This is a genomic window from Leifsonia sp. 21MFCrub1.1 (assembly GCF_900107895.1).
In the GTDB taxonomy this organism is placed as follows: domain Bacteria; phylum Actinomycetota; class Actinomycetes; order Actinomycetales; family Microbacteriaceae; genus Leifsonia; species Leifsonia soli.
In genome coordinates, this window is sequence record NZ_LT629867.1 from 3,803,928 (window position 1) to 3,824,023 (window position 20,096).

A 20,096-nucleotide genomic window follows, 5' to 3' on the forward strand; every position below is an offset into this window, starting at 1 on the left:
GAAGCGTGGGTGGCCTCACGGACGGACGTAGTGTCGAGCCAGGCGAAGTGCTGAAGCTGCAGAAGTCGTCTTGATCGGATCGGACCGGGCCGTATCACCTCCAGCGGTAAACGACTGGCCGCACGTCCTGGGTTTCACGTGAAACGTCCGCCGCCGATCCTGGATGCGCGATCGGTCGCTCGGACCGCTCCCCTGCCGGTTGACGTGAGGCAGAGCCTCGTTCCCGGAGACGCTCCCGCGGTGCGCAGATCAGGCCGAACCTCTTGGCGCACCGCCCGCCCGTTCGTCCTGGGTTTCACGTGAAACGTCGGCGTCCGACGCTGGAAGACGCGATCCGTCGGTAAGGCCCGCTCCCTGCTGGTTGGAGTCCGGAGAGTGCTGTACCTGCAGACGTCGTTGCTGAGCGGATTGAACTGACCTGTCTCAGGGCGCACCGCCGGGTCGTACGTCCTGGGTTTCACGTGAAACGTCGGCGTCCTGCGCTGGAAGACGCGGTCGGTCGGTCGGGTCCGCTCCCTGCTGGTTGGAGTCCGGGGAGTGCTGTACCTGCAGACGTCGTTGCTGAGCGGATTGCACGGACCCGTCTCAGGGCGCAGCGCTGGGTCGTACGTCCTGGGTTTCACGTGAAACGCCGGCGTCCGACGCTGGAAGACGCGATCGTCGGTCGGGCCTGCTTCCCTGCTGGTTGGCGTCCGGGGAGTGCTGCACCTGCAGACGTCGTCGCGATCGGATTGCAGCGACCCGTCTGGTCCACCGCCGGGCCGTACGTCCTGAGTTTCACGTGAAACGTAGATCCCCCGGCCTCCCAGACGCAGCCGGCCGGTCTGCTCCCCGTGCCGGTCAAGGTGCAGCGGCGTGCTGCACCTGCAGACGCGGTGGCGGATCGGATTTCACCGACCCGCCTCCGGGCACAGCGTCGAGCCGTACGCGGTCAGTTTCACGTGAAACGTCGGCCTTGTGCCGAGAATACGCAACCGGTGGCCCTGTCCGCTCTTCTGCGGGTTGCGATCCGACGGAGTGCTGCACCTGCAGACGTCGTTGCTGAACGGATCAGTGTGAATCTGCGGCCCTGGCCATACGGCCGGCCGCGTACGGCCGCGCACCCTACCCTTGCGCGGAACGACGGCCCGTAGTCCCGAACACCAACAATGCTCGGGCGCTCCCCGACCGGTGCCCCGCGGCTGGATCAGGCGAAGTCCCCTCCCTTGCCACATCGCTCGTCTGCGTGCCTTGGTCTCATGTGAAGTCGAACCAGCGTGCCGTGTGCACGCGCGCTGAACAGCTTCGGCATGGCAACGACGCCTCAGGGGGCGAAGCCGCGACGGCCGCCGTTTCACGTGAAACGGTGGACTGGAGGACCGAGCCCGCGGTGGTCCTCGGGGTCGCACTTCTCCACAGGTTGCGCGGCGCGCGGTAAGCGTCGGACATCCGAGTTAGAGTTGTTCCCGGGTGCGCTGAGGGTGTGCCGACGGCCAGCCGAAAGCCGGTGCGGAGCACCACAAAGCGACGAGGTTTCACGTGAAACAACCCCATCAGGATGAACACGGCGGAGTAGGTGAGATCGACAGCGTGACGGATGCCGACACGACGGATGACAGCTTCGACGCGGGCACACCGCTGGCGCAGGAGATTCAAGAACTGGCCCGCCGTCGCCAGGTGATCGCATCCACTACGCTCCCCCTTCCTTCGCAGACGCGGATCTTCACGATCTCCAACCAGAAGGGTGGCGTCGGGAAGACGACCACCGTGGTCAACCTCAGCGCGGCACTCGCCAAGTCGGGAGCGCGGGTGCTCGTGATCGACCTCGACCCGCAGGGCAACGCGTCGACCGCGCTGAGCGTCGAGCACCGCGAGGGCACTCCTAGCGTCTACGACGTCGTGGTCAATGACCGCGAGCTCGATGAGGTGATTCAGAAGAGCCCGGAGTTCGACGGGCTCTTCGTGGTGCCGGCCACGATCGATCTCGCCGGCGCCGAGATCGAGCTGGTCTCCATGGTGGCGCGCGAACAGCGACTGTCGCGAGCACTCAGCCGCTTCCTCGACGAGTACGACATCGACTACGTGCTCATCGACTGCCCGCCGTCGCTCGGGCTCCTCACCATCAACGCGTTCGTCGCCGCGAGCGAGGTCCTCATCCCGATCCAGTGCGAGTACTACGCCCTCGAAGGCCTGAGTCAGCTGCTGAAGAACATCCAGCTGATCGAACGGCACCTGAACCCCAAGCTCCAGGTCTCCACGATCCTGCTCACGATGTACGACTCCCGCACGAACCTCGCCCATCAGGTCGCCGCGGATGTTCGCGAGCACTTCCCCAACGAAGTGCTCGACACGATCATCCCGCGCTCGGTCCGAATCTCCGAAGCGCCGAGCTACGGGCAGAGCGTCATCAGCTACGACACCAACTCCAGTGGCTCGCTCTCCTACATGGAGGCGGCCGCCGAGATCGCACGAAGAGGAGTACCCCGCTAATGGCAGCGAAGCGCACCGGATTGGGCCGAGGAATCGGCGCCCTCATCCCGACCAGCGACCAGTCCGCTCGTCCCGTCGACGTCTTCTTCCCCGACAGCAATGCGGGAGCGGCGACGGCGCGCTCGGCCGTGGCACTCGCCGAGCGAGAGGACGATCTGGTCGCGGTTCCGGGAGCCCGGCTCGCCAGCCTCTCCCCCGCCGACATCGTGCCGAACCGCGTCCAGCCGCGCACCGAGTTCGACCGTGACGCCCTCGACGAGCTGATCGCGAGCATCCGCGAGGTGGGCGTACTCCAGCCGGTCGTCGTGCGCCCTCTTCCCGACGAGCCGGCCCGCTACGAACTGATCATGGGCGAGCGCCGTCTGCGCGCCACCAAGGAACTCGGGCTGGACACGATCCCCGCGGTCGTGAAGGACACGGCCGACGAGGACATGCTGCGCGACGCGCTGCTGGAGAACCTCCACCGGAGCCAGCTCAACCCACTGGAGGAGGCTTCCGCCTACCAGCAGCTCCTCGCCGACTTCGGCATCACTCAGGAGGAGCTCGCCACCAGGATCGGACGGTCGCGTCCGCAGATCACCAATACCATCCGGCTCCTCAAGCTGCCGGCGTCGGTGCAGGCCAGGGTCGCCGCAGGTGTACTGAGCGCAGGACACGCGCGAGCGATCCTGTCGCTCGGCGACGACCAGGAGGCGATGATCCGCCTCGCCGACAAGATCGTCAACGAAGACCTCTCCGTGCGCGCTGCCGAGGCCGCGGCGAGCAAGACGCCGAAGCCCCCGCGCACCAAGGCGACGGCGGGCCGGCACCGAGGTCATCTCGATGAAATTGCTGGTCAGCTCGGAGATCGGCTGAATACGCGGGTCAAGATTTCTCTCGGCGCGCGCAAGGGCCAGATCGTGGTGGACTTCGCCACCATCCAGGATCTCAACCGGATCCTCGACGAGCTCGGACAGCCCAGCTACAGCTGACCGTCCCCTTCAGGCGTCGGCAATGGCCGCGACGGCCAATGCTGCGTAGACGTCTGCGGGCTCGCGGCCGGAGGCGGTGATCGCCTGCGGCATGATGGACGTCTCGGTGAGTCCGGGCAGCACGTTCGCCTCCAGGAACCACGGCGTTCCTGCATCGTCGACGATCAGGTCGATGCGGGAGAGATGCCGCAGGCCTAGCGCTTCGTGGGCCGTGCGGGCGGCGTCCTCAACCGCCGTCGACACCAGCTCATCGAGGCGCGCGGGAACATAGAACCGGGTCTCCCCCGCGTTGTACCGGGCGTCGAAGGAGTACACGCCGTCCACGGGTTCGATCTCGACAGCGGGAAGCGCCTGAGGGCCGTCGCCGACATCCACCACCGCGACGGAGACCTCGACGCCGTTGACCTTGCGCTCGATGAGCGCGACGTCGCCGTACGTGTACGCATCGACCATGGCGCGAGGAAGCTCGTCGGCGGTGGTCACGATGGTGACACCCTGAGCGGATCCGCCCTGGGCGGGCTTCACGACCAGCGGGAGGCCCAGTCCGTCGAGGACGGTGGCCAGCACGCTGCTCGCACCGAGCTCGCGGAAGGTCTCCTGCGGCAGGGTCACCGAATCCGGGGTCGCGAGACCCGCCCGCGAGACGATCGTCTTGGCGGTCGGCTTCGACCAGGCGAGCCGGGATGCGTCTGCGCGCGACCCGACGAACGGCACCCCGGTGATCTCCAGCAGGCCACGCAGCGCTCCGTCTTCGCCGCTGGCGCCGTGCAGTGCCGGCCAGACGACATCCGGTGCCGACTCTTCGAGGAAGGCGAGCAGCGAGGCGTCGGGGTCGCGTACCGTCACCGCGTGGCCCAGGGCGTTCAGGCCGTCTGCCACCCTCCGACCGGTGCGCAGGGAGACGTCGCGCTCGTGCGAGATCCCACCGGCGAGAACGACGACATTCAGTGCTTCTTTTTCGGCCATGATCAGGTCTTTCTCTAGCGCAGGTCGGTGGGAGGGTTCGCGCTCGTCCTGCTCCGGCGCTGGGAGGCGTCCAACGGGCCGGTGCCGGCGAAGGTGTCGAGCAGATCCTGCTCCCCACCGATGACGTTCGCGAGGCGGCGCACGCCCACCCGGATGTTCTCGGGAGTCGGGTAGCAGAACGACAGCCGGATGTTCTGGGCGCCTGAACCGTCGGCGTAGAACGCGGTTCCCGGTGTGTACGCAACGAGCTCGGTAACGGCACGCGGGAGCATCGCCTTCGAGTCGAGATGCGGCGGGAGGGTGACCCAGACGTAGAACCCGCCGGCGGGATCGGTCCAGCTGAGCTCGGGCAGGTGCTCGTTCAACGCCGAGATCATGGCTTCCTTGCGCTCCCGGTACACGCCGCGGAAGGTGTCGATCTGCGCCCGCCAGTCGGCGTCCTGCAGGTACTCGGAGATGACCAGCTGACTGAACGAGCTCGGGCTGAGGATCGCCGCCTCGTTGGCGAGGATGAGCTTCTCGCGGATGGCGTGCGGCGCCAACGCCCAGCCCACACGGAATCCGGGGGCGAGTGTCTTGGAGAATGTTCCGAGGTAGACGACGCCGTCCTTCTCCACCGAACGCATGGCCGCGGGCGGCTTCTCGTCGAAGTACAGGAGCCCGTACGGGTTGTCCTCCAGCACGAGGATGTCGTTCTCCCGAGCGATCTCGAGGATCTCGAGCCGCCGCTCCCAGGTTGACGTCACGCCGGCGGGGTTATGGAACGTCGGGACCGTGTAGAGGAACTTCACACGACGCCCGGCCGCCTTCAGCCGCGCGATGTGCTCGCGCAGCGCCTCGGGGACGAGGCCGTGCGCATCCATCGGCACATGATCGACCTCGGCCTGGTACGACTTGAAGATGACCATCGCGGTCACATAGCTCGGACCCTCGGCGAGCACGACGTCGCCCGGATCGATGAAGAGCTTGCTGAACAGCTCCAGCGCGTGCTGCGAACCGGTGGTGATGACCACGTCGTCGGCGCTTCCGCTGATGCCTTCGAGCGCCATGACGTCGAGGATCTGCTCACGGAGGGCCGGAACGCCCTGTCCCGAGCCGTACTGGAGGGCGACAGCTCCCTGCTCACGCATGACGCGGTCCATCGCGCCGACCACCAGGTCCTGCGGCAGGGCGGAGACGAACGGCATGCCGCCGGCCAGCGAGACCACCTCGGGGCGGCTGGCGACGGCGAACAGGGCTCGGACCTCACTGGCGGCGAGGCCGCTCGTACGCTGTGCGTAGTGGTGATACCACGGGTCCAGATTGTTGCCCCGCTGAGGCGGGGTGCCGTGTTCGATCACGTGTGAGTTCCGTTTCTCTGCCGTTGAGCCATGCTATGGGGGCGACGCACCGCGAAGAAAATCGGTGCGCTCACGGGTACGAAAAAGACCCGCCCGGCGGGTGAGCGCCGGACGGGTCTGAAGAGGACGGGTCGCGCTACGCGAGGTAGGCGGCCAGGTCGGCCTCGAGGGCGGGCTTCGGCTTCGCGCCGATGACGGTCTTGACGACCTCGCCACCCTGGTAGACCTTCATCGCGGGGATGGAGGTGATCTGGTACTTCGCAGCGGTCTGCGGGTTCTCGTCGACGTTGAGCTTGACGATCTCGATCTTGTCGGCGTGCTCGGAGGCGATCTGGTCGAGGATGGGGCCGACGGCGCGACACGGGCCGCACCACTCAGCCCAGAAGTCCACCAGAATGGTCTTCTCGCTGTTGAGGACGTCCTGCTCGAAGCTGGCGTCCGTGACCGAACGTGCTGCTGACATTTTCTTGTATCTCCTTATGCGGTGGTCGTGAGTTCGAGATCGCCCGACGCGCCATCCGCTGCGCTGTCGAGCAAGTTCTGGGGAAGCGTCGTCAGGTAGTGCTCCGCGTCGAGCGCGGCCACCGTTCCGGACGCGGCGGCGGTGACCGCCTGGCGGTAGGTCGGGTCGATGACGTCGCCCGCCGCGAACACACCGGGCAGGTTGGTCTTCGAGCTCCGCCCGTCGACGGCGATCGTACCCTCGGCGGTCAGGTCCAGCTGACCGTGCACCAGGTGGACGCGGGGGTCGTTGCCGATCGCGATGAACAGCCCGTGCAGCTGCAGCTCGCTCTCCTCGCCCGTGACGAGGTTGCGGAGCTTCACATCCTGCACCTGCTCGTCGCCTCCGATGCCGACGACCTCGGTGTTCCAGATGAACTCGATCTTGTCGTTGGCGAACGCGCGCTCCTGCATGATCTTGGAGGCACGCAGGGAGTCGCGGCGGTGGATGATGTAGACCTTGTCGGCGAAGCGGGTGAGGAAGGTGGCCTCCTCCATCGCCGAGTCGCCGCCGCCGACGACCGCGATCGTGCGCTGACGGAAGAAGAAGCCGTCGCAGGTGGCGCACCAGGAGACGCCGTGGCCGGAGAGGCGCTCTTCGTCCTCCAGGCCGAGCTTGCGGTACGCGGAACCCGTCGCGAAGATCACGGCGAGAGCCTCGTGAACGGCGCCGGAGCCGAGCGTGACGCGCTTGACCTCGCCGGTCAGGTCGACGGAGACGACGTCGTCGAGGACGATCTCGGTTCCGAACTTCTCGGCCTGCGCCTGCATCTTGAACATGAGGTCGGGGCCCATCACGGCCTCCGGGAAGCCCGGGAAGTTCTCGACCTCAGTGGTGTTCATCAGCTCGCCGCCGGCCTCGACAGAGGAGGCGATCAGCAGCGGCTTCAGGTTGGCGCGGGCCGCGTAGATGGCCGCGGTGTAACCGGCAGGGCCGGAACCGATGATGATGATCTGCCGCACGGCGGAACTCCTTGACCTGATCGCGACACCTTCGTCTGGAGGCGTCGACCTGTAGAACACATCCTAGGCGGATGCTATTCCGTGTCACCTGGGCGCGCGAGAACGCCCTCCGGCGCGGTTCAGAACGGGCGCGAGACCGGCCTCCGGATCGGGCCGAGGCTACGCATGCATTCAAAACGCCTATGAGATATTCATAACGAGGTGGATGTTCACTACTTTCGCTCTGACGGGGCGACTCGGCCACGTCTGCAAGAGATACAGGAGAACATCATGGGACGCGCAACTCGAAGGCTTGCTGGGGTTGTCTCACTCGTCGTTGCGATCGGGGTCGCGGGAATCGTAGCCGCACCCGCGGCATCCGCCGCACCGAAGTGCAGCGTGAGCTCCGACCGAGGTGGAGCTACTGCAACGTGTAGCGGAAGCGGTCAGTTCAGAGTCGGTCACACGTGCCAGACGGGAATTGACATCTTCGGCAACCCGAAAACCCACACTGTCTATAGTGCGTGGGTGAAGTCGCCGGCGTGCACTTGGGTGAACCACGGGAGTTGTGGCGGGGCAGGTGCGCCCTACAGAGGTTTCGTGGAAACCAAGTAGCCGTCAGGGACAGCGGACTCGGAGCCCTGGCGGTCGTCAGGGCCCCGGGCCCGGCGTCTGACTGTCACCTGGGTGTGCGAGCACGCCCTCCGGCGCGGTTCAGAACGGGTGCGAGCCCGTTCTCCAGATCGGGCGACCGGAGAAGTCCGAGGATGCCGACGTAGACCACCAGCATGACCACGCCGACGATGGCCGTCGCGATGATCGCGGGGATCGCGCCGCTCACCGGGAAGGCACCCGGCTCGACGCCGCCGAGGATGACGAGGAAGCCAGCACCGGCGACGATTGCGGCCAGCCCGGCGACGGCGAAACGCCAGAGCGAGCCCAGGATGCGGCCCGCGTCCACTCCCCCAGTGCTGCGACGGAGCAGGGCGAACGCCAGCACCGCCTGGATCATGCTGGCGATCGAGACCACCAGGGCGACGGAGGCCGCCCGGATCTCCGGCGGGACGGCGAAGCAGAGCAGTACGCCGACGACGATGATCGCCGACTGCGCGACGGTGAAGACGAACGGCGTGCGGGTGTCGCCGAGCGAGTAGAACGCCCGCTGCGCCATGAAGACGAGCGAGAACGGCACGAGGCCGACGAGGTATGCGATGAGCACGGGCCCCATGGCCTGGTAGTCGGAGGTGAAGACGCGGGCGATCGGGTACGAGGTGACGATCAGGGCGGCGGAGGCGAAGACGATGAAGAGCATGATCGCGCGTGCGGCCGAGGAGAAGTCGTCCCGGAACGCGGCGACTGAGCCGCGCTGCGCATGCTCCGCCATCCGCGTGTAGTACGCGGTGACGATCGAGACCGCGATGATGCCGTGCGGGAGCATGAAGATGAGCCACGCGTTCTGCATCACGAAGAAGCCGGCGTTCCCTTCTCCAGCGGAATTGGAAACATTGCTTTCTACGATGCCGGCAACCTGCGTGGCTATGAGCATGGCGAACGTCCAGCCCGCCGCCTTGCCTGCCGTCCCAAGGTTTACCCCGCGCCAGCCGAAATCGAGGCGGAAGCGGAGCCCTACTCGGCGCCAGAACACGAACAGCATGAGCGCCTGCACAGCGACCCCGAGAGTGGCACCACCAGCCAGGAGCGCGACCATTCCCGGCGACCAGGACTGGTGCTGGCTTCCCGTCGCTGACGCGCCGAACGCGACGATGAAGATGCACAGAGTGACGATTGCCACGACGTTGTTCACTACAGGGGCCCAGGTGAAGGGCCCGAACGACTTCTTCGCATTGAGCACTTCCCCGAGCAGTGTGTAGAGCCCGAGGAAGAAGATCTGAGGCAGCGACCAGTAGGCAAAAGCAGTTGCCAGATCTCTCTGCGCCGGCAGCACGCCGAACAAAGCCACGAGGGCAGGTGCCAGGGCTGTCGCCACCACCGCCACCAGAGCGAATATCACCATGCCGAGGGTGACGAGCTTGTTGATGTAGGCGCGCCCCCCGTCCGGATTCACCGACGCCCGAACAATCTGGGGCACGAGAACCGCGTTGAGCAGCCCCTGAGTGATGATCGCGTAGACACTGTTCGGTATGGCAGTGGCTGTCCCATATGCGTTGGCAGCGAACGATACCGCGCCGATCGCCTGCACCAGCAGCCACGCCTTCGCGAAGCCGAGGAGGCGCGACACCAGGGTGCCGGAGGCGAGCAGCGCACTCGCGCGGCCGATGCTAGCCACCGGGCCGCTCCTCCGGGGGCGGCGTACCGGAGCCATCCGAACCCTCTGACCTGGTTACATCTGTGTCGCTCTCGGCAGGCGCTTCCGAGCCGGCCTCATCGGCGGCCCCATCGGCGGCGTCCTCCGCGCGTTTCGACCGGCGACGCAGGATGTTGCGGACGATCCCGAAACCGAACAGCAGCACCAGCAGGATGCCGAAGATCAGCGCGCCGATGCCCTCCCAGTCGGCGTGCACATCCACCGTCACCGAGGTGGGGTCGCCGATCGGGACGCCGGTGGGGCTGTACAGATGCAGCGACAGCACGACCTGGCCGTTCCCGACCTTCGCCTTGACGGGGATGAGGACGGTCGCGCGCGAGTCCTTCACGATTCGCTTCGTGGTCGACTGATCGACCTCGAGCCGGCCGTTCGACGGGGCGGCCGACAGCACGATGGTCACGGCTTCGTCGGTGAGCCCGTTGCTGACCGTGAAGGGGATGGATCCTTGCGCGCTCACGAGGTTGACGTTCTCGGTCGGCAGGATGCGGATGGAGTGAAGCGTCTTGGTCGTCGCCGCCCGCTCTTTCGCGACGGCCGCGTTCCAATCGGTCCGCGGGTTCAGCCACGAGACCGCGAGGACGGCGAGCAGATCGGAGCGCGTGCGGCCGGTCAGCGTCGTCGGGTCGTCGAGCACGGTGGCGAACTGCCCCAGTGCGCCTTCGTCCTGGACGAGAGCGCTGATGTCGGTGATGCGATCGGCGCTCTCCGGCGAGTCGACCAGGTCGAAGCCGGAGGTCTGCGGTGCGCCCGCGACGGAAGGGAAGGAGGCAGGGGCCGACCACGGCGAGGAGAACAGGGCGTTGAGTGTTCGTTCGAACTGGGTTCCGCTCGACGGCCAGGAACGGTCGAGGGCGACGAGGAGGCGGCGTGCGTCGCCCGATTCCTGCGCGATGAGCTCCAACTGGGCGTTCACCTTCGACATGGCGGAGTTCCACGCGACGTCGCTCGGCGCCGAGATCGCCTGCCGCAGAGCGTCGCTGAGCGGCTGGTCGGAGGCCAGGATGCGGGTGTCGCCGGAGCTCAGAGTCGCGTTCGGAGTGGTGCCGAGGTCGGCGGCGTTGGTGTTGCTGCCCGACACGATGGTGGTCTTCAGACCGGCGGCCGCGAGAGGCGGAAGGTCGGCTCGACGCACCGTCTTGTCGCCCGGCCAGGCGACGCCGGTGAGGGTGTAGTCCCAGGCCAGCAGCTCATCCATCGTCGGCAGGACGGGCCCGGGGGTGGTCGTCGGGGTGGGGCTGGGGGTCGTGGACGAGGTCTTCGGAGCGGGGGTGGGCGACGCGGTGGCCGGCTCGCCCACGGGCGTCGGCGCCGGCGTGAAGTTCTTCGGGTCGATCGCATAGGCGAGCGAGGTCGGCTGCAGCGGTGCCGGGAGGCCCGCCTGGATCTGCCCGGCCAGGTCGGCATCACCGTAACCCAGCGAGAAGGTTTCGTTGGGCAGGTCGGCGAGGCGCCCGAGCCAGTCGACGGCGCTCGCCGGGGCGGCGTTGCCGAGCACCCGGATCGAGGCGATGATCATCGGGTCGATGCCGACCGTGACGGTGGTATGGCCCGACAGGCCGTCGAGCTCACGCGTGAGGATGCCGTTGGGAGCCGTGTAGGTCGCCAGATCGTCGGCCGGGATGATGCCGTTCGTGCCGGACGGGGTCACGATCGGGAGCGCGACGTTGACGCTCGCCTGCTTGGCGGTGCCGCCCGGGTACCAGACGACCGAGCCGCGTGCCGTGGTGTCCGACGATCCGGCATCCACCGTTGCGCCGATCCCGAAGACCGCAGAGGTCGTCCGTCCGGCGAACGGGAGGGAGGCGGCGGGCGCGCTGACGCGAACGACGGCGCTCGATCCTGGTTCCAGCGTGTTCAGCTGCGCGGTGCCGAGGTCGACGGCTCCAGAGACGGGGTCCGTCGAGGACAGCCAGGAGGCGAGCGCGGAGCGATCGTTCTGCGCTGCGGGGTCGACCCAGAGGGACACGGTTCCCGACTCGAAAGCGGTGTCCGTCGGATTGGACACCGTGACCGACACTCCCAGGTCTTTGCCGGGTGTCAGGACTCCCGCGTCGTCGGCCGTGATGGATGCGGTCAGCGCTGCACCGGCCGCCGCCCGTGTCGGTCCGGCTGCGACCGCGGACCCCGACGGGTGCACCACGCCGGCGAGGACGGCGAGCGCCCCGACGGCCAGTGCCGCCGACGCCACGCGCAGACGGGCGCGGAGCGACGCACCCCTCCGGAGGGTGGGGGAGGTTGCCGTCATGCGTCGACGCGCGATCCCGACTCGGCCTCCATGTGGTCGATTCTAGAGGCCGCCCGCTGAGAGGCCGGCGAGCGGGGCCGTTAAACTGGGGCACCATGCAGAGCGTCGCCGAATCACTCGAACGTCTCGGCGACCTCGCGCGCACGCCGTCGGTCGCCCGTCTCGCCGACGCGTTCCAAGCCGCGGGACATGAGCTGGCCCTGGTCGGGGGGCCCGTCCGCGATGCCCTGCTCGGCCGTGCTGTGCACGACCTCGACTTCACGACGGACGCCCGGCCCGACGACATCGCGCGGGTAGTCGCGCCCATCGCCGACGCGGTCTGGGACGTCGGCCGCAAGTACGGAACGATCGGCGCGCGACTCGGTGACGACACCGTCGAGATCACCACGTACCGCAGCGACAGCTACGACGGCACCACCCGCAAGCCCGAGGTGGAGTTCGGCGACACCCTCGAGGGCGACCTCCTGCGCCGGGACTTCACGGTCAACGCCCTGGCGCTCCGGTTGCCGGAAGTGCGGCTGGTGGATCCGTCCAGCGGCGTGGAGGACCTCATCGCCGGGGTGATCACCACGCCGAGCAGCCCCCAGATCTCCTTCGGCGACGACCCGCTGCGGATGATGCGCGCAGCGCGCTTCACCGCTCAGCTGGGCTTCACGGTCGATGAGGCCACCCGTGAGGCCATGTCGTCGATGGCCGACCGGATCGAGATCGTCAGCGCCGAGCGGGTGCGCGACGAACTGAGCAAGCTGCTGATGGCCGACGAACCGCGCCGCGGGCTCGAACTCCTCGTCGAGACCGGCCTGGCGGATGAGGTGATCCCCGAGATCCCCGCGCTCCGGCTCGAAGCCGACGAGCACCACCACCACAAGGACGTGTACCAGCACAGCCTCACCGTGCTGGACCAGGCGATCGGATATGAGAAGGAGCGGCATCCCGGCGAGGCGCCCGATCTGGTGCTGCGGCTGGCGGCCATCCTCCACGACATCGGCAAGCCCGCGACCCGGCGCTTCGAGCCGGGCGGTGCCGTCAGCTTCTACCATCACGACCTGGTCGGCGCGAAGCTCGCGAAGAAGCGGCTGACCGCCCTGCGGTTCGACAAGTCGACCATCGACTCCGTCGCCCGGCTGATCGAGCTGCACCTGCGGTTCTTCGGCTACGCCGACGCGCACTGGACCGACTCGGCGGTGCGCCGGTACGTCCGCGACGCGGGCCTGGAGCTTGAGCGGCTGCACATGCTCACGCGGGCTGACGTCACGACGCGGAACCGGCGAAAGGCGGACCGTCTGGGCTTCGCCTACGACGATCTCGAGACGCGCATCCGCGAGCTCCGCGAGCAGGAGGAGATGGATGCGGTCCGCCCCGATCTGAACGGCGAACAGGTGATGAGCATCCTCGGCATCCGCCCGGGCCGAGAGGTGGGTCAGGCGATGCGGTTCCTCCTCGAGCTCCGACTGGACGAAGGTCCTCTGGGCGAAGAGGAGGCCACGCGGCGTCTCCTCACCTGGTGGGAGAGCCGCTGAGCCGGCGCCCGGGTGCCCACTCCCCCGCGTTCTGAGCGATTCCGTCCACAGGTCGTCTCGTCTCGGGACCGTCCACAGATCCGGCTTCCCCGGCCCGTGGATGCTGGCGCCCCGCACCCGCATCCGTTACGCTAGGGAAGTTGCCCGGGCAGAGTCCTGCCCTGGGCGCGTCTATGACACCCTCCTGCTGCAGAACGTCTGCAGCCGCTGAGACCAGAGGAGGTGGGTTAGTCATGCATCAGTACGAGTTGATGGTCATCCTCGATCCCGAGATCGATGAGCGCACCGTGGCTCCGAGCCTTGACAAGTTCCTCAACGTCGTCCGTAACGACGGTGGAACGATCGACAACGTCGACATCTGGGGACGTCGTCGCCTGGCTTACGAGATCAACAAGAAGTCCGAGGGCATCTACGCCGTCGTCCAGCTCACCGCTGAGGGCGACACGACCAAGGAGCTCGACCGCCAGCTGAAGCTCAGCGAGGCCGTCATGCGCACCAAGGTCCTCCGCGCAGAGGAGGCGATCGCTCAGGTCGCCGCCGCTCAGAAGCGTGCCGACGAGAAGGCCGCCCGCAAGGCTGCCACCTCCGAGAAGGCCGGCGCCTAGTCCCATGGCCGGCGAGACCGTCATCACCGTGGTGGGGAACCTCACCGCCGATCCCGAGCTGCGCTACACGCAGAACGGGCTGGCTGTCGCCAACTTCACCATCGCGTCCACCCCCCGCACGTTCGACCGTCAGGCGAACGAGTGGAAGGACGGTGAGGCTCTGTTCCTCCGCGCCAGCGTCTGGCGCGAGTTCGCGGAGCACGTCGCGGGTTCGCTGACCAAGGGGTCGCGCGTCATCGCGCAGGGCCGCCTCAAGCAGCGCTCCTACGAGACGAAGGAAGGCGAGAAGCGCACCAGCATCGAGCTCGAGATCGACGAGATCGGCCCGTCGCTGCGCTACGCCACCGCTCAGATCACCCGCACGCAGTCGTCCGGAGGCGGACGAAGCGCGGGTGGCTTCGGCGGCGGTGCGCCTGCTGTCGAGGAGCCGTGGGCCGCATCGGCTCCGGCGGACCCCTCCGCCGGTGCGGATGTCTGGAACACTCCGGGCTCCTACAACGACGAGACCCCCTTCTAACGAGACTCGCTCCTCCGCAGAGGGGCACACATCATCAGCCCGCCGGCCGGAGGCCGGGCCGGGCGGAAAGCAAAGGAAACCATGGCTGGAAAGTCGAGCGGCGACCGCCGCAAGCCGATCCGCAAGGGCAAGGACGGCAAGAACGCCGCCCCCGCGAAGTCCGTTCGCGTCGGCGTCATCGATTACAAGGACGTCGCCACCCTGCGTAAGTTCATCTCGGAGCGTGGAAAGATCCGCGCCCGTCGCATCACCGGTGTCTCCGTCCAGGAGCAGCGCCTCATCGCCCGCGCGGTCAAGAACGCGCGCGAGATGGCGCTCCTCCCCTACGCCGGCTCTGGCCGCTAAGGAGCAACGACATGTCGAAGGTTATTCTCACGCACGAGGTCACCGGCCTCGGCTCTGCCGGTGACGTCGTCGACGTCAAGAACGGCTACGCGCGCAACTACCTCGTCCCGCAGGGCTTCGCGATCGCGTGGTCCCGTGGTGGCGAGAAGCAGGTCGAGCAGATCAAGGCGGCCCGTGCCGCCCGCGAGCTGCACACCGTCGAGCAGGCCCAGGACCTCAAGGCCAAGCTCGAGGCGACCAAGGTCAAGCTGACCGTCAAGGCGGGCCGCGAGGGCCGTCTGTTCGGTTCGGTCAAGACCGGCGATGTCGCGGACGCCGTCAAGGCGGCCGGCATCGGCGAGCTCGACAAGCGCAAGATCGAGCTTCCGAACCCCATCAAGGTCGTCGGCGACCACGAGGCGACCGTGCGGCTGCACGACGACCTCTCGGCCGTCATCAGCCTCCAGGTGGTCGCTGCCAAGTAGGCGCGACGAAGCAGAAGTGTAGCGGCGGGCGAAGGCCCGCCGCTACCTCTGGTTAAGGCTGATTTCCTCAGTTCTGTACACAGGTTCGGTCGCAATGCGAGCAAGCTTGAACACAGGGTTCAAGGAAGTTTTTACACACAGGCTGGGGAAAGTAAAAGAGCAGATCAGATGGACTTTACTCCACCGAAGTTCTTTTTTCTCCACAGAGTTCCACACACCTTTTGCACACGCTCTACGGCGTTTCGCCCACATTCTCCCCAGTTTTATCCACAGGCTGAGTTGTGGGCGTGGACGGGGCTTCGTAGGGTTGATCGACGTCGACGGACGACAGCCGCGAAGAGCGGCAATGTCGGAGGTCGTCCCGACAATCGACCCGAGGGAACGCGTCCACGCGGAAGCGATGGACGAGCCCGCGACGGCCTCGTCGTGCCCGGAGGCACCTGACCAGTAGAGGAGTGAATGTGTCGATCGCCCATATCGGTCTCGCCGACGGTCGTGACCAGGGTGACACCCGCTCCCCGGAGCGCACTCCGCCGCACGATCTCCTCGCCGAGCAGAGCGCCCTCGGTGGCATGCTGCTCAGCAAGGATGCCGTCGCCGACGTCGTCGAGGTCATCCGCGGCACCGACTTCTACATCCCCAAGCACGAGATCATCTACGACGCGATCCTGTCGCTCTACTCGCACGGAGAGCCGACCGACGTCATCACGGTCACCGACGAGCTGACCAAGATCGGCGAGCTGTCCCGCGCCGGGGGCGCCGAGTACCTCCACACCCTGACCAGCCTCGTCCCGACCGCGGCAAACGCGGGCTACTACGCCAACATCGTCGGTGAGAAGGCCCTGCTCCGCCGGCTCGTGGAGGCCGGCACGCGCATCACGCAGATGGGCTACAAGGCCGAGGGCGAGGTGCTCGACCTCGTCAACAACGCGCAGGCCGAGATCTACTCCGTCACCGGCACCCAGGAGACCGAGGACTACGTCCCGCTGACCGAGGCCGTCACCGTCGCGATCGACGAGATCGAGGCGGCGAAGCACAAGGACGGCTCGATGACGGGCGTTCCGACCGGCTTCGCCGAGCTGGACGAGCTGACCAACGGGCTCCACCCCGGCCAGATGGTCATCGTCGCCGCGCGACCCGCGCTCGGAAAGTCGACGCTCGCGCTCGACTTCGCCCGCGCCGCGGCGATCAAGCACGACATGCCCACCATCTTCTTCTCGCTCGAGATGGGCCGAAGCGAGATCGCCATGCGCCTCCTCTCCGCCGAAGCGACCGTCCCGCTTCAGAACATGCGCAAGGGAACGGTCGACAACCGCGACTGGACGACCATCGCCTCCACCCGCGGCCGCATCAACGACGCCCCGCTGTACATCGACGACAGCCCGAACATGACTCTGGTCGAGATCCGCGCCAAGTGCCGCCGCCTCAAGCAGCGCGTCGGCCTCAAGATGGTGATCATCGACTACCTGCAGCTCATGACCAGCGGCAAGCGCGTCGAGAGCCGTCAGCAGGAGGTCAGCGAGTTCTCGCGTGCCCTCAAGCTCCTCGCCAAGGAGCTCCAGGTGCCGGTCATCGCCCTGTCGCAGCTGAACCGTGGTCCCGAGCAGCGCGCGGACAAGCTCCCCGCCCTGAGCGACCTCCGCGAGTCCGGCTCGATCGAGCAGGACGCCGACGTGGTCATCCTGCTGCACCGCGAGTCCGCCTACGAGAAGGACAACCCCCGCGCCGGCGAGGCCGACCTCATCGTCGCCAAGCACCGCAACGGCCCCACCCGGACGGTGACGGTCGCCTTCCAGGGCATGTACTCACGCTTCACCGACATGGCCCCGATCTGATCCGGTCTGTAGGTTCCGCGCCGAAATTGGCAAATCCGCCTGAATGTTGACCGATGCTAGCAAGGGACGAACGGTGCAGCAGCTCCGCCCGTCTTCTCAAGCTACGGCAACGCCCTCGACGGACATGGGAAGATCGTTTCGATTGTAGCCTCGGGAGCGTCGACGGCTATCAACTGTTCGGCCTTCGTCACGGGGACGGGCTGCCTCGGCGGCATGTTTGTAGCTTTCGGCCCTAAGGCCCGGACTAACCAGTGGGGCGGTAACCAGTGCCAGTGGGGCGGTAACCAGTGAGTCTTCGACCGCGAATAGTTGTCTACGCCCTCGTCGGAATCGGCCTTGTGATGACGGTTGCGTCGATGATCGCGGCACCGCAAATCGGCCGGTGGCGACCTTATTTGTGGGGAGTCGCCTCCGTGGCGGTGGTGGCGGTTCTCGTGTATCTCGCACTAGCCGTAAGCCTCCGAAGGATGGTTGCCAAGGTCCGTGCAGCCAATCCGGCGCACGAACCGCTGCTCGTTGCAGTAACGGACGGTCAGTGGACCCACCTGGGCGTTGACCTGTCCACGCTTTCCGGAGTCCGTTACGCGGTGGTCGATGTCGGCGCTGCGGGGATCCGACTGTTCGTCGGCATCGGTGACCCTCGGCTACTGACCTTGATTCCACTCGCAGGCGTGCTCGAGTTGGAGGTTGCCACATCAAGGCTGGGCGTCGTGACTCGACCCGCGTTGAAGATCAAGCGCCTTGGCGAGTTAGCCGCGATCGTCCTCACGCCGATCAAGCCGAGCCTCCGGTCATACTCGTCGGACGAAATAGCGTCACGAATTCACTCGTTGACGTACGCCATGGGTAGGCCAACAAGCTGAGCGGGATCAGCGTCTCAGCCCGCAGGTAGCTGAGCTTCGCCACCACCCTCGCCGACGAGACTTCCTCGAGGAGCGGGCACCGACGACGCCCTGCTTCCTGCCGGAGCAACCCGCCGGCGGAACGAGTACGGAACGGATGTCTTCATCGGCGCTGCCCCGCCGGCCGGGAGCGGGCCGCACCGGTACGTCTACACCCTCAGCGCCCTCGACGTCCCTATTCTCGAGGTGACCGCCGATGTGACCCCCGCGATCATCGGGCTGCGCCTGAGACCGCACATCATCGGACGGGCCCAGCTGGTCGGACTCACCCAGACCCGCCTCGACGGCACCCCTGAACCGGTGGCGGACGCGGCAGCTTCCTGAACCGCGCCGGGAACCACCGGTCATCCGCCCGATTCCGGCTCGGGTAGCCTTTTCCGATGATCTTCGATGCGCACGACGCAGCCCCGTTGCATCCGATCGCAGCCGGGGAGGGCGCGGCGTGAGCGTGCACCTCGTCGGCGGCGGCGCGACCGCGATCGCTGATGCTCCGCTCTACGCGCCGTTCGTCGCCGAAGCGTCGCTGCGAGCGAGGGAGGCGGGGCGCACGCGGCCGCGGATCGCGGTGATCTCCCTGCATCCCGAGGCCGAGGAGAAGGCGGTGGCGCTCGGCGAGCTCCTGGTCGAGGCGGCGGCGGGGACCACGATCGAGCTGCTCCTGACCGCCGGGCGGGCCGGGGAGCCGATCGGGCTCGGCGCGATCGCCGATGTCGACGGCATCGCGGTGGGGGGCGGCATCGTCGAGGAGGTGCGCGCCGGGCTCGAACCGGTGTTCGGCGAGTTGCGCCGGCAGGTCTCCGGCGGCGTGCCCTACCTCGGCGTCTCAGCCGGTGCGATGGTTGCGGCGGAGGGCTCGCTCGGCGGCGGCTCGCGCATCGGCGGTGTGGTCGTGTCCCCCGAAGACCCCGACGAAGCGGGCGAGGAGCTTCAGATCGAGACCGGAATCGGTCTCGTCGACGTGGCCATCGACGTGCATGTCGCCCAGCGCGGCATGCTGTCCCGGCTGGTCGCGGCCGTCGAATCCGGACTGATCGCGGGCGGGCTCGGCATCGACGAGCGCACGGCCCTGATCGTGGGCGACGGCGCACTCCGGGTCGAAGGCGCGGGCAGCGTCTGGCGGGCGCTGCCGATCGAGGGCGGCGTGCTGGTCTCGACGATCGGCGCGTGACCGCGAACGCCAACGGCGCACCCCGGGAGACCCTGGGTGCGCCGTCGGCGAATGCGTGAGCCGGGTTACTGCTGGATGAAGGCGAGGATGTCGGGGTTGATGACGTCGGCGTGCGTCGTCAGCATTCCGTGCGGGTAGCCCTCGTAGATCTTCAGGGTCGCGTTCTGCAGGAGTTCGGCCTGCTTGATCGACGCGTCCTTGTAGGGGACGATCTGGTCGTCGTCGCCCTGCGTGACCAGCACCGGCACCGAGATCGCCTTCAGGTCCTCCGTCTGGTCGGTCTCAGAGAAGGCCTTGATGCCCTCGTAGTGGGCGAGGGCGCTGCCCATCATCCCCTGACGCCACCAGTTGGCGACCACGGGCTCCGACACGGTGACACCCGGACGGTTGAAACCGTAGAACGGGCCGGACGCCACGGCCTGGAAGAACTCGGCACGGTTCGCTGCCAGCGCCGCGCGGAAGCCGTCGAAGACCGAGATCGGGGTTCCCTCCGGGTTGGCCTCGGTCTGCACCATCAGCGGGGGCACCGACGAGACCAGCACGGCCTTCGCGACGCGGCCCTGGGGCTCTCCGTACTTCGCGACGTAGCGCGCGACCTGACCGCCACCGGTGGAGTGCCCGATGTGGATGGCGTTGCGCAGGTCGAGGTGCTCGACGACGGCCGAGGCGTCGCTGGCGTAGTGGTCCATGTCGTGCCCGGTGCTGATCTGCGACGAGCGGCCGTGGCCGCGGCGGTCGCTGGCGATCACGCGGAAGCCCTTCCCGAGGAAGTAGAGCATCTGGGCGTCCCAGTCATCGGCGGACAGGGGCCAGCCGTGGTGGAACATGATGGGCTGGGCGTCGTGGCTGCCCCAGTCCTTATAGTAGATTTCGGCGCCGTCTTCTGTGGTCACAAAGGGCATGTTCGACCTCCGGTTCATGTCGCACCGGGATGCGCGGGGCGACGGTGTGGATGCTCGTGGCGATAGCGGAGAGCGTTC

General features: G+C 67.2%; 17 protein-coding genes and 1 pseudogene. 11 read left to right on the plus strand and 7 right to left on the minus strand.

What is annotated here, in order from left to right; genetic code table 11:
• The first annotated feature begins 1,569 nt into the window (after positions 1 to 1,569).
• Together BLW09_RS18025 and BLW09_RS18030 are read left to right on the plus strand one after the other, a co-directional pair.
• A complete protein-coding gene (locus BLW09_RS18025; RefSeq protein WP_269457899.1) occupies positions 1,570 to 2,469 on the plus strand; it encodes a ParA family protein in 900 nt (299 codons plus the stop codon).
• Positions 2,469 to 3,440: a ParB/RepB/Spo0J family partition protein gene (locus BLW09_RS18030; RefSeq protein ID WP_089916061.1), complete on the plus strand. Its 972-nt coding sequence runs from the start codon at positions 2,469 to 2,471 to the stop codon at positions 3,438 to 3,440. The genes BLW09_RS18025 and BLW09_RS18030 overlap by 1 nt, the downstream gene beginning before the upstream one ends.
• Positions 3,441 to 3,449: 9 nt before the next feature.
• Here the strand turns inward: BLW09_RS18030 and BLW09_RS18035 are convergent, their stop codons facing one another.
• The 6 genes from BLW09_RS18035 to BLW09_RS18060 form a co-directional block, all read right to left on the minus strand.
• Positions 3,450 to 4,406 (minus strand): D-alanine--D-alanine ligase family protein, encoded by a 957-nt coding sequence (locus BLW09_RS18035; protein ID WP_089916064.1) that lies wholly within the window; start codon positions 4,404 to 4,406, stop codon positions 3,450 to 3,452.
• A gap of 14 nt (positions 4,407 to 4,420) precedes the next feature.
• Positions 4,421 to 5,746 (minus strand): aminotransferase-like domain-containing protein, encoded by a 1,326-nt coding sequence (locus BLW09_RS18040; protein ID WP_089916068.1) that lies wholly within the window; start codon positions 5,744 to 5,746, stop codon positions 4,421 to 4,423.
• Between the two features lie 136 nt (positions 5,747 to 5,882).
• Positions 5,883 to 6,209, minus strand: coding sequence for a thioredoxin (trxA, locus tag BLW09_RS18045; protein ID WP_089916071.1), 327 nt, complete (start codon positions 6,207 to 6,209; stop codon positions 5,883 to 5,885).
• Between the two features lie 14 nt (positions 6,210 to 6,223).
• Positions 6,224 to 7,210 carry a thioredoxin-disulfide reductase gene (trxB, locus tag BLW09_RS18050; RefSeq protein WP_089916073.1) on the minus strand — a complete coding sequence of 329 codons (987 nt, stop codon included), beginning with the start codon at positions 7,208 to 7,210 and terminating at the stop codon, positions 6,224 to 6,226.
• Between the two features lie 658 nt (positions 7,211 to 7,868).
• Positions 7,869 to 9,476: a murein biosynthesis integral membrane protein MurJ gene (gene murJ, locus BLW09_RS18055; protein ID WP_089916076.1), complete on the minus strand. Its 1,608-nt coding sequence runs from the start codon at positions 9,474 to 9,476 to the stop codon at positions 7,869 to 7,871.
• Positions 9,469 to 11,760, minus strand: coding sequence for a DUF6049 family protein (locus BLW09_RS18060; protein WP_231946945.1), 2,292 nt, complete (start codon positions 11,758 to 11,760; stop codon positions 9,469 to 9,471). The genes murJ and BLW09_RS18060 overlap by 8 nt, the downstream gene beginning before the upstream one ends.
• Positions 11,761 to 11,855: 95 nt before the next feature.
• Between BLW09_RS18060 and BLW09_RS18065 the strand changes: the two genes are divergently transcribed.
• The 9 genes and pseudogenes from BLW09_RS18065 (at position 11,856) to BLW09_RS18105 (ending at position 19,116) form a co-directional block, all read left to right on the plus strand.
• The gene (locus BLW09_RS18065) at positions 11,856 to 13,280 is read left to right on the plus strand and encodes a CCA tRNA nucleotidyltransferase (RefSeq protein WP_089916081.1); all 1,425 of its coding nucleotides are present in this window, start codon (positions 11,856 to 11,858) and stop codon (positions 13,278 to 13,280) included.
• A 233-nt stretch (positions 13,281 to 13,513) separates the two neighbouring features.
• Positions 13,514 to 13,885, plus strand: coding sequence for a 30S ribosomal protein S6 (gene rpsF / locus BLW09_RS18070; RefSeq protein ID WP_018189014.1), 372 nt, complete (start codon positions 13,514 to 13,516; stop codon positions 13,883 to 13,885).
• 4 nt (positions 13,886 to 13,889) lie between these two features.
• Positions 13,890 to 14,402 (plus strand): single-stranded DNA-binding protein, encoded by a 513-nt coding sequence (locus BLW09_RS18075; protein WP_089916084.1) that lies wholly within the window; start codon positions 13,890 to 13,892, stop codon positions 14,400 to 14,402.
• Positions 14,403 to 14,483: 81 nt separating this feature from the next.
• Entirely contained in the window at positions 14,484 to 14,747 is a 264-nt protein-coding gene (gene rpsR, locus BLW09_RS18080; protein WP_018189012.1) for a 30S ribosomal protein S18, read from the plus strand.
• A gap of 11 nt (positions 14,748 to 14,758) precedes the next feature.
• Entirely contained in the window at positions 14,759 to 15,211 is a 453-nt protein-coding gene (gene rplI, locus BLW09_RS18085; protein WP_018189011.1) for a 50S ribosomal protein L9, read from the plus strand.
• Between the two features lie 461 nt (positions 15,212 to 15,672).
• The gene (dnaB, locus tag BLW09_RS18090; RefSeq protein WP_089916087.1) at positions 15,673 to 17,046 is read left to right on the plus strand and encodes a replicative DNA helicase; all 1,374 of its coding nucleotides are present in this window, start codon (positions 15,673 to 15,675) and stop codon (positions 17,044 to 17,046) included.
• A 467-nt stretch (positions 17,047 to 17,513) separates the two neighbouring features.
• On the plus strand, positions 17,514 to 17,909 hold the full coding sequence (locus BLW09_RS18095; protein ID WP_157696996.1) for a hypothetical protein: 396 nt from the start codon (positions 17,514 to 17,516) through the stop codon (positions 17,907 to 17,909).
• 54 nt (positions 17,910 to 17,963) lie between these two features.
• Positions 17,964 to 18,272: pseudogene (locus BLW09_RS18100) on the plus strand (YbhB/YbcL family Raf kinase inhibitor-like protein); the annotation flags it as partial.
• Between the two features lie 118 nt (positions 18,273 to 18,390).
• Positions 18,391 to 19,116, plus strand: coding sequence for a Type 1 glutamine amidotransferase-like domain-containing protein (locus BLW09_RS18105; protein ID WP_089916095.1), 726 nt, complete (start codon positions 18,391 to 18,393; stop codon positions 19,114 to 19,116).
• Positions 19,117 to 19,181: 65 nt separating this feature from the next.
• Here the strand turns inward: BLW09_RS18105 and BLW09_RS18110 are convergent, their stop codons facing one another.
• Positions 19,182 to 20,018, minus strand: a complete 837-nt coding sequence (locus BLW09_RS18110) for an alpha/beta fold hydrolase (protein WP_089916097.1) — start codon at positions 20,016 to 20,018, stop codon at positions 19,182 to 19,184.
• Positions 20,019 to 20,096 lie beyond the last annotated feature (78 nt).

Bases quoted from the DNA above. Each gene is read 5' to 3' on its own strand.
- rpsR (WP_018189012.1), top strand. From the start codon at position 14,484: ATGGCTGGAAAGTCGAGCGGCGACCGCCGCAAGCCGATCCGCAAGGGC.
- BLW09_RS18060 (WP_231946945.1), bottom strand. From the start codon at position 11,760: ATGACGGCAACCTCCCCCACCCTCCGGAGGGGTGCGTCGCTCCGCGCC.
- BLW09_RS18110 (WP_089916097.1), bottom strand. From the start codon at position 20,018: ATGCCCTTTGTGACCACAGAAGACGGCGCCGAAATCTACTATAAGGAC.
- BLW09_RS18075 (WP_089916084.1), top strand. From the start codon at position 13,890: ATGGCCGGCGAGACCGTCATCACCGTGGTGGGGAACCTCACCGCCGAT.
- trxA (WP_089916071.1), bottom strand. From the start codon at position 6,209: ATGTCAGCAGCACGTTCGGTCACGGACGCCAGCTTCGAGCAGGACGTC.
- rpsF (WP_018189014.1), top strand. From the start codon at position 13,514: ATGCATCAGTACGAGTTGATGGTCATCCTCGATCCCGAGATCGATGAG.
- BLW09_RS18030 (WP_089916061.1), top strand. From the start codon at position 2,469: ATGGCAGCGAAGCGCACCGGATTGGGCCGAGGAATCGGCGCCCTCATC.
- BLW09_RS18035 (WP_089916064.1), bottom strand. From the start codon at position 4,406: ATGGCCGAAAAAGAAGCACTGAATGTCGTCGTTCTCGCCGGTGGGATC.
- rplI (WP_018189011.1), top strand. From the start codon at position 14,759: ATGTCGAAGGTTATTCTCACGCACGAGGTCACCGGCCTCGGCTCTGCC.
- BLW09_RS18065 (WP_089916081.1), top strand. From the start codon at position 11,856: ATGCAGAGCGTCGCCGAATCACTCGAACGTCTCGGCGACCTCGCGCGC.
- BLW09_RS18095 (WP_157696996.1), top strand. From the start codon at position 17,514: ATGGTTGCCAAGGTCCGTGCAGCCAATCCGGCGCACGAACCGCTGCTC.